16 protein-coding genes are annotated in these 13,327 nt (G+C 50.5%); 9 read left to right on the forward strand and 7 right to left on the reverse strand.

Features of this window, described 5'->3' with window-relative positions; all coding sequences use genetic code 11:
* Both CWS43_RS27645 and CWS43_RS25950 read left to right on the forward strand, forming a co-directional pair.
* The coding region (locus tag CWS43_RS27645) for a hypothetical protein (RefSeq protein ID WP_232777230.1) at positions 1 to 200 on the forward strand (200 nt) is incomplete at its 5' end.
* A 36-nt stretch (positions 201 to 236) separates the two neighbouring features.
* Positions 237 to 629, forward strand: coding sequence for a hypothetical protein (locus CWS43_RS25950; RefSeq protein ID WP_101080038.1), 393 nt, complete (start codon positions 237 to 239; stop codon positions 627 to 629).
* An 81-nt stretch (positions 630 to 710) separates the two neighbouring features.
* Here CWS43_RS25950 and CWS43_RS25955 read toward each other — a convergent pair whose 3' ends face one another.
* Complete coding sequence (locus CWS43_RS25955) at positions 711 to 1,448, reverse strand: tyrosine-type recombinase/integrase (protein ID WP_232777231.1); 738 nt, start codon at positions 1,446 to 1,448, stop codon at positions 711 to 713.
* Between the two features lie 1,391 nt (positions 1,449 to 2,839).
* Between CWS43_RS25955 and CWS43_RS25960 the strand changes: the two genes are divergently transcribed.
* The 4 genes from CWS43_RS25960 to CWS43_RS25975 all read left to right on the forward strand — a co-directional run bounded on the left by CWS43_RS25960 (position 2,840) and on the right by CWS43_RS25975 (position 5,952).
* Positions 2,840 to 3,160, forward strand: coding sequence for a hypothetical protein (locus CWS43_RS25960; protein WP_101080039.1), 321 nt, complete (start codon positions 2,840 to 2,842; stop codon positions 3,158 to 3,160).
* A 208-nt stretch (positions 3,161 to 3,368) separates the two neighbouring features.
* The gene (locus tag CWS43_RS25965; RefSeq protein WP_198555933.1) at positions 3,369 to 3,665 is read left to right on the forward strand and encodes a chromosome segregation protein ParM; all 297 of its coding nucleotides are present in this window, start codon (positions 3,369 to 3,371) and stop codon (positions 3,663 to 3,665) included.
* A 30-nt stretch (positions 3,666 to 3,695) separates the two neighbouring features.
* Positions 3,696 to 4,547, forward strand: a complete 852-nt coding sequence (locus tag CWS43_RS25970; protein WP_101080040.1) for a DUF2971 domain-containing protein — start codon at positions 3,696 to 3,698, stop codon at positions 4,545 to 4,547.
* Positions 4,548 to 4,599: 52 nt separating this feature from the next.
* The gene (locus tag CWS43_RS25975; RefSeq protein WP_101080041.1) at positions 4,600 to 5,952 is read left to right on the forward strand and encodes a hypothetical protein; all 1,353 of its coding nucleotides are present in this window, start codon (positions 4,600 to 4,602) and stop codon (positions 5,950 to 5,952) included.
* Positions 5,953 to 6,132: 180 nt separating this feature from the next.
* Here CWS43_RS25975 and arsH read toward each other — a convergent pair whose 3' ends face one another.
* Positions 6,133 to 6,831 (reverse strand): arsenical resistance protein ArsH, encoded by a 699-nt coding sequence (arsH, locus tag CWS43_RS25980; RefSeq protein ID WP_101080042.1) that lies wholly within the window; start codon positions 6,829 to 6,831, stop codon positions 6,133 to 6,135.
* Between the two features lie 87 nt (positions 6,832 to 6,918).
* On the opposite strand from arsH, the gene CWS43_RS25985 reads away from it, so the two are divergent.
* The 3 genes from CWS43_RS25985 to arsC are packed head-to-tail and all read left to right on the forward strand — an operon-like array spanning position 6,919 to position 9,013.
* Positions 6,919 to 7,239: a metalloregulator ArsR/SmtB family transcription factor gene (locus CWS43_RS25985; RefSeq protein WP_101080043.1), complete on the forward strand. Its 321-nt coding sequence runs from the start codon at positions 6,919 to 6,921 to the stop codon at positions 7,237 to 7,239.
* A 46-nt stretch (positions 7,240 to 7,285) separates the two neighbouring features.
* A complete protein-coding gene (locus CWS43_RS25990) occupies positions 7,286 to 8,575 on the forward strand; it encodes an arsenic transporter (protein ID WP_101080044.1) in 1,290 nt (429 codons plus the stop codon).
* A gap of 12 nt (positions 8,576 to 8,587) precedes the next feature.
* Positions 8,588 to 9,013 (forward strand): glutaredoxin-dependent arsenate reductase, encoded by a 426-nt coding sequence (arsC, locus tag CWS43_RS25995; protein WP_101080045.1) that lies wholly within the window; start codon positions 8,588 to 8,590, stop codon positions 9,011 to 9,013.
* 16 nt (positions 9,014 to 9,029) lie between these two features.
* Here arsC and CWS43_RS26000 read toward each other — a convergent pair whose 3' ends face one another.
* From CWS43_RS26000 to CWS43_RS26025, 5 genes are all read right to left on the reverse strand, one after another.
* A complete protein-coding gene (locus CWS43_RS26000; protein ID WP_101080046.1) occupies positions 9,030 to 9,611 on the reverse strand; it encodes a recombinase family protein in 582 nt (193 codons plus the stop codon).
* Positions 9,612 to 9,850: 239 nt separating this feature from the next.
* Positions 9,851 to 10,336: a type VI secretion system tube protein TssD gene (locus tag CWS43_RS26005; RefSeq protein ID WP_101080047.1), complete on the reverse strand. Its 486-nt coding sequence runs from the start codon at positions 10,334 to 10,336 to the stop codon at positions 9,851 to 9,853.
* Positions 10,337 to 10,355: 19 nt separating this feature from the next.
* A complete protein-coding gene (locus tag CWS43_RS26010) occupies positions 10,356 to 10,673 on the reverse strand; it encodes a DUF1493 family protein (RefSeq protein WP_101080048.1) in 318 nt (105 codons plus the stop codon).
* Entirely contained in the window at positions 10,667 to 11,131 is a 465-nt protein-coding gene (locus CWS43_RS26015; protein WP_101080049.1) for an STM2901 family protein, read from the reverse strand. Before CWS43_RS26015 ends, CWS43_RS26010 begins: the two co-directional genes overlap by 7 nt.
* Before the next feature lie 1,083 nt (positions 11,132 to 12,214).
* Positions 12,215 to 13,273 (reverse strand): Replication protein, encoded by a 1,059-nt coding sequence (locus CWS43_RS26025; protein WP_101080051.1) that lies wholly within the window; start codon positions 13,271 to 13,273, stop codon positions 12,215 to 12,217.
* Positions 13,274 to 13,327 lie beyond the last annotated feature (54 nt).

Genomic DNA, 13,327 nt, shown 5'->3' on the forward strand with positions numbered 1-13,327 from the left:
GCAGCCTCGAGGCGAAACTCGGGGCTAAAATTGCGTCTGTTACGTCCGGTCATAATGTCACCTGTTTTGACTATGAGGTGATGATATCACCTCTATTCAGGTGGCCAAATTCACTATGCCACTACAAAAATGATGTACGCTTTATCATTGCTGAACCGGGCTTAAAGCCTACTGTGTTTCGGAAAATTGCCGATAAGTGATGTTACCAATTCAATGACGAAAAAGGATATGAGTTCATGAGTAACGAAATCGTTGACGAAACCGCACTGATCGCCGCGCTAAAAGAGACACAGCAGGCAGTAAGCCAGCTACAAAAACCGCTCGAATCTCTGGCTCTGACCCAGCTTGTTGGGCTGACTTACAACAAGAAGGAAATCGCCGGTCATATGGATACTTGGAAGAAATTATTGAAAGAAGAGGGGGAAAAATCAGCCGAATTAAACGCACTGGAGCAGTCAGAAGCGGAAAAAGCAGCGAACTATACGGTAATTCTGGATAAAGGAGCGAACAGCAGTAAGTGTGAATCTTTAAAAGATTCGTTGGTAAGCATTAGAAACGAAAAAATCATATTTGAAGGGAAATATCCGCTGATCGCCAAGCTAGCTAAGCGTATCGACGCCATTGAGTAACCCCTCCGGCGGTGTTGTTTAGCACCGCCTTTCCCCGCTGACCGAAGTTTTCCGACACAATAGATAAATCCCACGCCAGGCTCAGCCGATGCGCTGCAGCCCGACCGTGCTCACCGGCACCGTAAACCTGACCTCCCGCTGGTAGCCGACGTCCAGGGCGAACACCCGGGTGTAAACTTCCGTGCTCGAGGCTTCGGCGTGGCCCATGTACGCCTGGACCACCTTCATCGGCACGTGTGACTGGATCAGGTGCATCGCAAAGCTGTGGCGGAACGTTTTCGGGGTAATGGTCTTCAGTGAAAAAGTGACACCGTCACTTTCTGCATTCCGGACCGCGGCGCGGATCCAGTTGCGCGGCGTCTCGTCACTCTTCACGTTCCAGAGGGGTTCGTTCTTCTTCGGCCTGAACGTCTGAAAATACTCCCGCAGCCGCTGCACGTACGCCTCATCGAACAGCGGCACGATGCGGTTGAGCTGCTCGCCGGCCTCCGGGCGCCCGCGTCCGCGGGTGCGCTGCTTGAGGGTTTTGATCACCACAAACGGCCGCGAGCCGTTGTCGAGGTTAAAGTGCGCCGGCGTGAGTGCCAGGCACTCATTGAGGCGGCTTCCGGTGTTCCAAAGCGTCTCCCCGAACAGCCGCTGGGTCAGATCCCGCAGGTAGGGCAAAAGCTGGCTCACTTCCGGGGCGAGCAGGTAGTGCGGCATCCCGACGCCGGCGGACATGGCCATCTGGCGAAGGGCCAGGGCGTCGTCGTAGTTAAAGTAGCCGCTGGTAACGCTACGTGAATTCTGCAAACTTTCGTGGGTGATAAGGCTCAATTTTTTAACCTCCGCAATCTGCGTCGCAGAGCCGGCTACCGGCGGCGATTATCCTGTGATTAACCACAGTGTGCCGAAAATCTTCACCGCGATCGACCACAATAAATACCAAAATGGTGATCGGTCGTTTTGGGGAGTTATCCGGTATACGGGAAAAAACCTAACAGGCAGAGAGGGGGATCAGGCGGTCAGCAACGCCCCGCCGCTGCCGCCTGGCCGGATCAGACGGTATGCAAGCCCCTGAATCCAAATAGATTATACCGCAGCGCCCGGAAAAATCCTCCCTTTGACGTCAACAGGAAAAACCTGCACCCTTAAATGCCGAAAAACACTACATATAGTAGCGGCCTCAGCTGACCGGCATACCATATGTAGTGTTTAGCGCGCGAAATGCGCCGGTGGCCGTGAGCACGTTGGGCAGTCTGGGGGAAAACCCCAATCCGTGAAAAGTGAGCACGTCCGGGCGTGTCCAGGACGCGAAACGTGCCCCAGTGGCAGCGGCCGGGGCACGGTGAGAAAAGAGAGCCGGAACAAAAACGTGAAAACGCCCCGCACTTCACGACCCTGTGAGATAAAATGCAAATGATCCTGAAGCAAACATAAGTCAGAACAGCTATTATTCATCCAGACTAACCCATCGCGGGAATAAGTACTGTCTGGTTTTATCTCTGAACAAGTATATGGAGAAGTATTGTCGTGCTCAAAGTTTGTATGAAGTGAGTACTCTATTAAAGACAACATAGTAGTGAACAGTATAAATAGAAAATGCGTATCAGATACTTTTAAGTTATGAGAAAAAGACGAATGGAAATGCAGTATTCCATTTTAAAACTAATAGCAAGAAAAAAATGCATTTTCGGTTAAAAATATTTGACAAAGACCCTCGAAAATAATAAACTTGATTTTATTGGAGTGGTGTGTAAAGCCTCAAGGGGCAACGTAAAACACACCGCCGGATTGAATAGCACTAAGGTTGAGAAAACGTGAATGAATAAATGACGGAACGCTAAGTGCTATGACTTATGCCCTCCCTGAATCTATATCCCTCGCCTGACCTCAACCACCTTACCGGGTGGTTTTTTTATTTCCTGTAAGTAAGCTGTCATTTGGACACTCTATACATTGTCATGATCCCCGCCTGGGCGATTAATCCTCGCTCATGAACAGGGACTCCCCTTGCCCAAATCTGGGAAACGGGGAATGGCGTAAATAATAACGAGTATGGACTCAGCGGGGTGAAGTATGAGCGGATAAAAAAATACGGTGCGAAAAACATTACGTCAAAGGACATTCAGTCCCGAGACTAAAACAAACTATTTAAAAGGTATGAGAAATGACTATTTCAAATACAGCAGTAAATAAAATAACAATAATAAATAAGGCAGGTTCAAATGGATACAAAGTCAGGCTTAGTAAAAAATAGTGTTTTTGGAGTATTTCTTGAAGCGTATAAACACTACAAAGAAATCAGCGAAGCTTACAACGAAAAAAAATGGTACAGGTTTACTGCCTTACTCATTTTGACGGCAGTAATGATAGCGGCGGGATTATTTGTGAAACCCTTACTTATCGCATTCTTCACTAAATGGTTTATCGGTACCTGGGGGTTATCGCTAACGGCTGGCAAGGTTGCGGCGGCCCACGCAGGAACATTCGTTACTGCGCAGGTCGGGAAGTATATGAAATACGGAGTAATGAGAATCAAGAAGTAGTCGTCAAATGGGTATTAGTACTTGTTCCTGGTTGCACCCAGGACAAGTACATATAGTAACCATTCTACTTGAAGATTACAACTCCGGTATAGTTTTCACCTATAAGTTCACATAACTTGTTGTTTGAAACTTAAGTAACTTTTTAGCACTATTCATATCAGACATGAATAGTGTTTCTTCGTGCCTGGGTGTATTATTCATGTGGGAAATGAATAAGGAAAAAACCGTGCGTATATCCGAACTCCAGAGAAAGGTGCTGCTGGTTCTGTCAGAACTTGAAGCACGAGGCCACGATACGGCCCTGCCGGTCATGCAGCTGCTGAGCCTGCTCAATGCTGCCGTCAATAAAGATGTCTATGCCACCAATCTGCGCACGTCACTGCACACGTTGCACCGGCATGGACTGGTTCTTAAATACAGAAATGCTTCCCTGAACCTGGCGGTTACTTTGACGGATGCAGGGCGCCGCAAGGCAGACGCCATCCGCTATGAACTCTTGGTGTAAATGCATTGATTACTCATCAAAGGAATAACCATGAACATCTATCATTACACCGACCTGAATGCCGTTCATTCGATATTAGATACGCACAAAATCCGCATGACGGATATTCGTTTTTTGAACGATAAGACGGAATTTCTGAAGGGAATTGAAATACTCAGAGATGCCTCTGAAGATATTTTCAGTGGTGAGGAAGATTACAGCCCCGGTTTTATTGCAGCAGTGACTATGTGGTTGCCGAAAATTTTTGAGGAACTAGAAAACTTTCAATACCCCGACGAGGTCTTGTATGTTGCCTCCTTTAGCCGTTCGGAAGACACTTTAAGTCAGTGGCGTAGTTACGGTATGTTTGCCGTAGGGTTAAATGAAGATATTTTATTCGACGAACTCCATTTCAATAAAATAGACTACATTGAATGCCACTATGTTATTGACCCTGGTGATGCAATTGAAATAGCTGAGAACCTTTTGCATGAGAAAGCACTGCAAGTTTTAAATCAGCGCTGGCTCGAGGATGACCCAACAAATCAAAATCCAATGCTTAGCATCGATTTGAAGGAAATTATCAGCCTGCTCGCGACGACATTCAAACATGCCTGCTTTTCTGAAGAAGAGGAAATTAGAATAGTAAAGAGAGCGGATCCAGAAGCAGAGGCAATTAAATTCCGGGCTAAAAACAATCTGCTTATTCCTTTTTTTGAATTAGAACTATCTCCCGAAGTTTTCACCAGCATTCGTATAGGGCCGCTGGACAACCAAAAGCTTGTCGAACATACCCTAGATATTTACGTTGCACATCGACAAGCAAAACTCATGAGCCAGGAGATTAATGTTGAGTATCAAATGGTAGTCGAGAGCTCAGAGATTCCCTACAGAACGCTGTAACCACAAATCCATCATCTGCACGTGTACATGGTTAAAACCGCAGGAGATAAATATGTCCATGAAACTCATTCAAAAAAAGGGGCCCCGCGGAGCACTGAAGCGCTGGTTAGCGGAGGAAGAAGAAGCCGCCGTCAGGAATGTCTTCGGCCGCAAGCAGGTGCGCAGTGCGCAGGAACGCGCATTGGCAGAACACGTTATCCTTGAAATGCGTAAAAGTGAGCTCTGGCTGCAGTGCAGCTGCGTGGGCGGCGACTCCCCCGCACTCAACAGTGCCAACCTGAAGTCGGAAACCCAGACGCTGTACCTATCCGGGTTTAGCCACAGCCATGATCCCTCCTGTCCGATGTTCCGAGTCTTTAAGGGCGATGAGGGAGCCACCCGCGCCGGAACCCGGAAATCCGCCGGCAGCAAGCGCCTCAATTATCGTGATTTTTTACCCGCCGACGAGTCGGATGCGACCATCAAGGCGCCGGGAAAACCGGTCAATACTGGCGAGGATCGGACCCGCCGTAAACGCCGGCCGCGACTCGCTCGCCTGCTTATGACGCTCATTGAGGATGCGGGGCTGAACACCTTCAGTCCGATCAGCCCGCTGCCTAACCAGACGGCCAGAACATGGCTTGACGCTCTCGCGGCCTCGGCGGGTGCGCAGGAGTTTATCCGCGACCGAGTGCTTTCGGAAATAGTGCGCTTTCAGCCGGCGATGAACGAAGCGGCCCAGGTAAGGCTGATGCTGGAACTGGAACTGGAACACCCAGACGCCAACTGGCCTGCCGGAAAAGCCCGGGTTTTTTATCAAATATTCATGTCGGACCAGGTCAGCCGTGAGCACGTCACTTTCAGCTGGAATGGCGGTGAACGTCAGTTTTTCCCGGAGAGGGGCGTCAGTATCAACGGGGAATCACAGGAGGGGGTAAGGCCACCTTACTGGGTAATCCTAGCTTTCCGGCGCGGAACAGAGGGGGGTGTGATATGCAGCGAAGGGTATGCGCACGCATTGTTCCGGCGCACCTGCCCGGTGCCGGTAGACAGCATGCTGGAACGGCAGACGCTGGAAGGTATCGCTGAGGTTGCCAGATGGCTCAAGGGCAGAGCGGGCGACCTTACCCTGGTGAAGCCGCTGTTTGATATTGAGGTGGACGTCGAGGGGGAAAAAGGCTTTGTGCTGCCGGATTTCATCATCCAGGCCAAAATGCCAGACGGCCGGGAACATACCGTGGTCATCGAGACAATGGGCTATATCGATGACGAATACTGCGAACGTAAATCCGAGCAGCATAAAGGGATGCGGGCGCTAGGATCGCTACAAACCGATCCGCCACGCTGGCCACAGGAACTGGATAAACCATTTAAAAATCATTTATACGGTTTCATGCTGAACCTGGGTACGGCGAAAAACGGGTAAGATACGGAAAATTTAACGCGCGGTTCGCGCCGGTGGCCGTGAGCACGTTGGGCAGTCCAGGCGTAAAGGGGTCCGCTTGGAAAAAGGAAAATATCCTACGCTAAGGATGTTTTTTATACAGAATGAAGTGCGATACCTGTGAAGCACCCCCGCTCAAGGTCAGCAGGCATCGCTAGATTCCTAAATTTTGGCCTGATTCACGCGTGTGGACAGTTCCTGATGGCTTTCTTTTCGTTCACTGTATCTGTCTGCGAGATAATCAGTATGCCCTTTCAGCAGCAACGTTATTTTAAATAGCTCCTCGGTAACATCAACAATACGGTCATACCAAGATGAAGGCTTCATGCGTCCGCTCTCATCGAATTCCTGCCAGGCTTTTGCCACAGATGATTGATTGGGGATAGTGAACATCCTCATCCAGCGTCCTAGGATCCTCATCTGGTTTACAGCATTAAATGATTGCGACCCGCCGCAAACCTGCATCACAGCAAGTGTTTTTCCCTGAGATGGGCGAACCGCGCCCTCACTCAGCGGGATCCAGTCAATCTGCGCTTTCATCACTGCACTCATCGCACCATGTCGTTCCGGCGAACTCCAGACCATCCCTTCGCACCATTTGACCAGTCCACGCAGCTCCACAACTTTGGGATGGGTATCCGGGGCATCGTCTGGCAGCGGGAGTCCTGACGGATTAAAGGTTTTAACCTCAGCCCCCATGGCCGTCAGCAACCTACCTGCTTCTTCCGCCGCTAAACGACTGTATGAGCGTTCACGGACCGAACCATAAAGGATCAGAATACGTGGGGGAGCCTGCATCATCAGTCGTGTTCCTGCTTGTTGATCGAAGCACTCAGCATTCAGCGCTGGAAATTGTTCCATTTATTTGTCTCCATTTGAAATTCGTGATTCAAAAAATAACACATATGATCTAACATATATGTATATCTAAGCGCATTGAGGTTCAAAATGCTACAACCTGTTCAACTTTTCAAAATCCTTTCGGATGAAACACGACTGGCCATCATTATGCTGCTAAGGGAGTCTGGGGAATTGTGCGTCTGTGATATCTGTGGGGTGACATCTGAATCGCAACCGAAAATATCGCGACATATGGCAATTCTTCGTGAGGCAGGGCTGGTTCTCGACCGTCGGGAAGGAAAGTGGATCCACTACAGGCTGTCACCGCACATGCCTGCATGGGCGGCTGAGAATATCGCTGTAACCTGGCAATGTATGCGCGAGGATGTTCGCCAGTGGTTATCTACTTCCGTATCGTCATCCTGTTAGATGACCTTCATATACATCCTCTTAATCATATATATTGGAGCCTGAGATGTTACTGGCAGGAATTATTTTTTTACTGACACTTATTCTGGTCATTTGGCAACCGAAAGGCCTCAGCATTGGCTGGAGTGCCAGTATTGGTGCAGTACTGTCGCTTGTTTGTGGCGTAATAAACATTGATGACATTCCGGTCGTCTGGAACATCGTCTGGAATGCGACCGCGACATTTATTGCTGTGATTATCATTAGCCTGCTGCTCGATGAGTCAGGCTTTTTCGAATGGGCCGCATTGCATGTTTCGCGGTGGGGTAATGGGCGTGGGCGTCTGCTGTTTACCTGGATAGTATTGCTTGGCGCAGTTGTCGCCGCATTGTTTGCCAATGACGGTGCTGCACTCATTTTGACGCCAATCGTCATTGCCATGTTGCTCGCGCTTGGCTTCAGCAAAAGCTCCACGCTGGCCTTCGTCATGGCAGCCGGGTTTATTGCCGATACGGCCAGCCTGCCACTTATCGTTTCAAACCTGGTTAACATCGTTTCCGCTGACTTTTTCAGCCTCGGCTTTACACAATACGCCTCTGTCATGATCCCGGTTGATATTGCCGCTATCGCCACCACGCTGGCTATGCTGCATTTCTTTTTCCGCAGGGATATTCCCGCTACCTATAACGTTGCATTGCTTAAGACTCCGGCCAGCGCGATTAAAGACCCTGCCACGTTCAGGGCTGGCTGGATTGTACTTGTTGTTCTGCTTGCCGGATTTTTTATCCTGGAGCCGTTGGGGATCCCGGTCAGTGCGATTGCTGCCGTGGGCGCGGCTATCCTGTTTGCAGTGGCAAAAAAGGGACATACGATCAACACCGGTAAAGTTTTACGTGGTGCACCGTGGCAAATCGTTATTTTCTCCCTAGGAATGTACCTGGTGGTTTACGGTCTTCGCAACGCCGGACTGACAGAGTATCTCTCCGGGGTGCTGAATGTGCTGGCAGAAAAGGGATTATGGGCAGCAACCTTTGGCACCGGCTTCCTGACGGCGTTCTTGTCATCCGTTATGAACAACATGCCCACGGTGCTGATCGGCGCATTATCGATTGATGGAAGTACTGCATCCGGTGTCATCAAAGAAGCGATGATCTACGCCAACGTTATTGGATGTGATTTGGGACCCAAAATCACCCCCATCGGGAGTTTGGCAACCTTACTGTGGTTGCACGTACTGTCTCAGAAGAACATGACCATCACATGGGGCTATTACTTCCGCACTGGCATTATCATGACGCTGCCCGTGCTGCTTGTCACTCTGGCCGCACTGGTGTTGCGACTTTCCATCACTTTGTAATGAGATACTGATATGAGCAATATAACTATCTATCACAATCCAGCCTGTGGCACGTCGCGCAACACGCTGGAGATGATCCGTAATAGCGGCACAGAGCCGACAATTATTCATTATCTTGAGACCCCGCCCTCACATGAGGAACTGGTAAAACTCATTGCCGATATGGGGATAACAGTACGTGCGCTGCTGCGTAAGAACGTAGAGCCATACGAGCAACTGGGCCTTGAGGTCGATAAGTTTACTGACGACCAGTTGCTCGGCTTTATGCTTCAGCATCCGATATTGATCAACCGTCCTGTTGTGGTGAGTCCACTTGGAACGCGACTGTGCCGACCTTCTGAAGTGGTACTGGATATTCTTCCGGAGCCACAGAAAAAAGCATTTACGAAAGAAGATGGTGAAAGAGTCACCGACGAGTCAGGTAAACGACTCAGGTGATCGGTGCCCCCCATTCTCAGGTACTGAATGCCGCTTTCACCCTGAGAATGGTTTGCCGGGTGGTGTTAAATTCGCGGGCAACGGCGCTGACACTGCTTCCCGCATTGAGGCGTTCCATCGCCGCACTTTTTTGATCTTCGCTCAGCGCAGACGGGCGGCCAAAACGTTTTCCTGATGCTTTCGCCCGCGCAATACCAGAATGCGTTCGCTCAAGAAGTAAATCCCGTTCAAATTCCGCCACCGCTGAAATAACCTGCATGGTCATTCTCCCGGCCGCACTTGTCAGATCAACACCTCCGAGTGCAAGGCAGTGAACACGTATATCTGACGCAGCCAGTTGCTCAACGGTTTTTCTTATATCCATGGCATTACGCCCAAGACGGTCCAGCTTGGTAACAATCAGCACATCGCCATTTTCCATGCGATCAAGCAGCCTGATAAATCCGGGGCGTTCGCTGGCAGCAACCGAACCACTGATATGCTCCTCAATCAGTCGCTGGGGTCTGATGGCAAAACCCGCCGCTTCAATTTCACGACGCTGGTTCTCTGTGGTCTGTTCCAGCGTGGAGACCCGGCAGTAGGCAAAAACTCGTGACATTGGAAACTTTCCGTACGTAATGGGTGTACGAATAATAACGCATGTACGATAGTAAATTCACTCACTTTCGTACAGCACTGATGATAGATGTACGAAACCGACCGGTTTCGGTCAGTGTAAAGCGATAACTCAAATAGGGGTCAGTTTGGATATAGAGAATTATTGTACGGTAAGCCTGTTTTTTGAACAGGCTTACCTATAGGTAGAAGGCTTTATTGGCTCGTTTTTACTCTTCCGGGCTATGCAGTCGCCCTCTCATTCCAGGCATCAGTGTACTGAACGTTTCCATCCAGGTATTTCCACGTAATTTTCTCATAGCGTAAATCTACGCATTCAAGATGCCCAGTACCAGGGCAGTTACGGGTATCGTGCATCATAGGAGATACTGAGATCACCTTGACGCCTTCCAGCAATATGTTGAAGTATTCCTGCTCCTGCCCTGCGTCGTTTATCCGATACCATTTGATCTCAGCGCTTTTTAATGTCTGCCCTGTAGCTACAGCCTTATAGAGATAGGGGGATGAGCTGTCGATTTCTTTGTCGAACTGAAAGGGAGCATGCTGACGTGTTCCGGTTAACTTTCCGGTATTTCCGTCTGTGGGAATGCTCAGGTTATGGTGTAGCCCTCTGATCTCAATGCTTCCCTCACGGTCACGAACGTCTGAAGACCCCTTAATATGCGCGCCGCCGTCGTCTGTGAGCCAAAGATGAACTGGTACTGCCATAGTTAAAACTCCATTTTCGTTAATACAGCCATTTGCCGGCTTTCGCCGACGCTATCAGCATCCCAATGGTAAAATCGGGCACGGGTACAGGAACGGACTTCTTGAAGGGATTCAGTGAAAAGGGAACGTCCGGATAGTAAGTTTTAATCGAGAAATTGCCTTTATCGACGTCGAATTCTTCAAAAAATGCATTCATCAGTTCTTCTGCCTCGTCGTCTTCCAGGGCAAGGTCAGTGTCCAAATCAGTCTCAGCGTTCAGGATCGGGTTTTTAAAAAAATACACACCATGATATCGCCTCACCAGCGCGTGAATACGCTGTTCGAGATTGTCTACCATAGCCTGTCCTTTTCATTGGCGATCAGGTTGTAGTCTCTGACAGAGCCATAAATAATTTGCGAGGCGTCATTGGCAATGAGGATCCAACCGATTACAGGGATCGCGCGTCCCGTGAAGGTGCCAATCTTGGCCACCATTTTGATCCGCATGGTCGTTGGGGGGTAGCCACCAATCACGGATGGTAAACGAAGTCCGAAGGGAAATTTAGCATCTTTGAATACCGCCCTTGATGCTTTCGATGCGTAGGAGGTGCCTTTCTTAGCACCCTGCGGTTTCGCCCTGGTGGGTAAATTGCTCCTGCCGGAGAAGATGGCCACGATGGCTACAAAGTCCTCGGCGCCGAGGCCCAGCTGGTTGGCAAAGCGTTCGCAGAAAATCATGAAAAACAGCTCACCGGCACTGAGATTCGATTTGCCGGCATAAAAATATGTTCCGTTTAACTGTTCAACCGTATCCATACATATCCCTGTTTATATTAATGCTATTTCATTCGCATATCATACGGGCGGATTAAGATACGAACAAGAATTTGACTTAAGTATAAGAGAATGACACGGCATATCGGGGTTTTAGGGAGGTGAGGTTCAATGGGGTGAAAACCTACAATGGCGGCTGACCACATTATTGTTTCCCCGAGGGAATTTATCCGCAGGGCTAAATCCGTATGACCTTCTTATGTGCGTTAGCACATGAAGGCGACAAATAGTGTCACATGTGATGCTTCAGCTCATGGTCGCCGGTGACGCGGCGCAGCCGCCCCGGCTTGATAGGTTCCACCGATGCCCATCCCCCGCCCTGCGAGACCATCCCCGCGAACCGCAATGACACGCCAAAGTACGCGGTCGGAGTGGTCCTGGCGAAGCCAGGGCGTATCTCCGCGTTAGCGCCAAAGGCGCTTACGAGCGTGTTCTCCAACCCCAAAGCGAAACTTCTCAAAGCGACACCATAGCAGTAGTTACAACATTCACTTTTAAAGCCACACAGTTCCGGGCCAGAGGCCCGGGGCGGCGGGGCTTTTCAGGTGGGCGGAGGGCTTACGTGTTGGCTCGGTGCCGGGGGTTGATGTGAATCGGCTTTATTGAATGTTGTAACTAATATTACCGGTGTTTTGCCCCGGCTTGTCCGGGGTGCTACTTCTTCTTTTGCCCTGGCAAATGATGCGGGTGGTGAGGTGTGGTTGCCCTGAGCTACGCGAAGGGAGCTACTCCAGATGCCGTGCCTCTGGCCGGCTCAGGAGTACTCTTTCTTTAGAAAGCTTGTTTTGTGCAGAAGTAATGTTCGAAGCTAATCATATCTTAGGGAAGGGTTTCGAAGTTAAGTATTCACCTGCCGGAGGCGGGCTGAGACTTCGAATTTAACTGATTATTTAGCGTACAGACGTTGCCGGTGCGCGTGGAGAACGTCGCAGCATGAGGGCTGGGGGCAAGGTTTTAGTGAATTGCGGACGTGACAAAGCCTGCCAGGCATCCGGGTAGCGGAAAAATGCCAGCATCAGGCGCGCGAAAAATCGTGCGAGGAGAGAGATTTAGGGGGAGTTGGGTTTACGACAGCGGAACGCCGGCGCGTTCCAGTAGCAGCTGATAGAACTTCTCGGCATTGGTGGCCAGAAGCGTCGGGAACTCGGCCTTGAGGGCGTTTTCAAGCGACATTTGCGCGACCATCGTCAGCTGGCCACCGGCGGCATAACGCCGCCAGGCATTCTGATAACGGGTCGCCTCTTTGCCCGGACGCAGCTGCCGCACCTTGCGGGTCTGTTCGTCCAGGACGGCGCCGAGATCGGCGGCGGTACGCGCCTTTTCTTCGCGCAACTCCGGGCTGACCACCCAGCGCTTTATCTGTCTCAGCCGGTTTTTGAGGGAATGGTGGCGATCGATGTTGATCCCCAGACGCGCCATTTTGAGCAGGTGCCGCTGGTATTTCTCCTTCATCGACTCCGCCAGTCCGCTGGCTACCGCCCACTGGCGGTACTTGTGCAGCCACTCCCGGATGCTTTCGACCGCAATACCACGGGAGGTAAAGCACCTGTCGGTGAGGAAAATGCGCATGGGTTTGTTCTGGCCAGAATCGGCGTCGCGGTCCCGGTGCACCACGACGTAGTCCAGCTGTTCCATAACGCGCAGCGCGTGCAACAGAACGTCGTAAGCCTTGCGGCCGTTCTCATAGACGTGCAAGGCATTCATGCGGCGGGCAATATCTTCCACCGGCAGCATGACTTCAAACAGGTAATCACTGTCCGGGCTGTAGTCACAATTGGCCGCCAGGGTAAGTGACAGCGAGGTCAGCGCTTCGCGGCTCTCAGAGCGTGGGGTAATACGCATCGGTTTGGGGATAAAGGAAGCATCAAACATGCGGGAGTACGGGGTATAGCCGGTACGGCGCAGTTCGATCAGATCAGCATTACGACACCAGTCGTGCTGACGAAAACAGGCCACCACTTTTGCGGCCATGCCGCGCGGTGTTTTCCCGATGTAACCCGGCTGATTATTGCGATGCGTTTTCGGCTGGCCTTTGCGCAGGCGGTTAGCTTCACCCCGGCGCGAAGGACGGTAAGCACCGGCTGACGCTGCGACCGGTGAAAACGGTATTATCTGTTCAGACACAGCTCCCAACGCTTATGTTGGGACGCAGGAGTTGACCTTTAAAAGGCATAAATC

Origin of the sequence: Rahnella sp. AA (assembly GCF_002834385.1) — a bacterium.
In the GTDB taxonomy this organism is placed as follows: domain Bacteria; phylum Pseudomonadota; class Gammaproteobacteria; order Enterobacterales; family Enterobacteriaceae; genus Rahnella.

What these genes read in the sequence shown, in the direction of transcription:
- CWS43_RS25950 (WP_101080038.1), top strand. Translation starts at nt 237, where the DNA reads ATGAGTAACGAAATCGTTGACGAAACCGCACTGATCGCCGCGCTAAAA.
- CWS43_RS25960 (WP_101080039.1), top strand. Translation starts at nt 2,840, where the DNA reads ATGGATACAAAGTCAGGCTTAGTAAAAAATAGTGTTTTTGGAGTATTT.
- CWS43_RS25965 (WP_198555933.1), top strand. Translation starts at nt 3,369, where the DNA reads ATGAATAAGGAAAAAACCGTGCGTATATCCGAACTCCAGAGAAAGGTG.
- CWS43_RS25970 (WP_101080040.1), top strand. Translation starts at nt 3,696, where the DNA reads ATGAACATCTATCATTACACCGACCTGAATGCCGTTCATTCGATATTA.
- CWS43_RS25975 (WP_101080041.1), top strand. Translation starts at nt 4,600, where the DNA reads ATGTCCATGAAACTCATTCAAAAAAAGGGGCCCCGCGGAGCACTGAAG.
- arsH (WP_101080042.1), bottom strand. Translation starts at nt 6,831, where the DNA reads ATGGAACAATTTCCAGCGCTGAATGCTGAGTGCTTCGATCAACAAGCA.
- CWS43_RS25985 (WP_101080043.1), top strand. Translation starts at nt 6,919, where the DNA reads ATGCTACAACCTGTTCAACTTTTCAAAATCCTTTCGGATGAAACACGA.
- CWS43_RS25990 (WP_101080044.1), top strand. Translation starts at nt 7,286, where the DNA reads ATGTTACTGGCAGGAATTATTTTTTTACTGACACTTATTCTGGTCATT.
- arsC (WP_101080045.1), top strand. Translation starts at nt 8,588, where the DNA reads ATGAGCAATATAACTATCTATCACAATCCAGCCTGTGGCACGTCGCGC.
- CWS43_RS26000 (WP_101080046.1), bottom strand. Translation starts at nt 9,611, where the DNA reads ATGTCACGAGTTTTTGCCTACTGCCGGGTCTCCACGCTGGAACAGACC.
- CWS43_RS26005 (WP_101080047.1), bottom strand. Translation starts at nt 10,336, where the DNA reads ATGGCAGTACCAGTTCATCTTTGGCTCACAGACGACGGCGGCGCGCAT.
- CWS43_RS26010 (WP_101080048.1), bottom strand. Translation starts at nt 10,673, where the DNA reads ATGGTAGACAATCTCGAACAGCGTATTCACGCGCTGGTGAGGCGATAT.
- CWS43_RS26015 (WP_101080049.1), bottom strand. Translation starts at nt 11,131, where the DNA reads ATGGATACGGTTGAACAGTTAAACGGAACATATTTTTATGCCGGCAAA.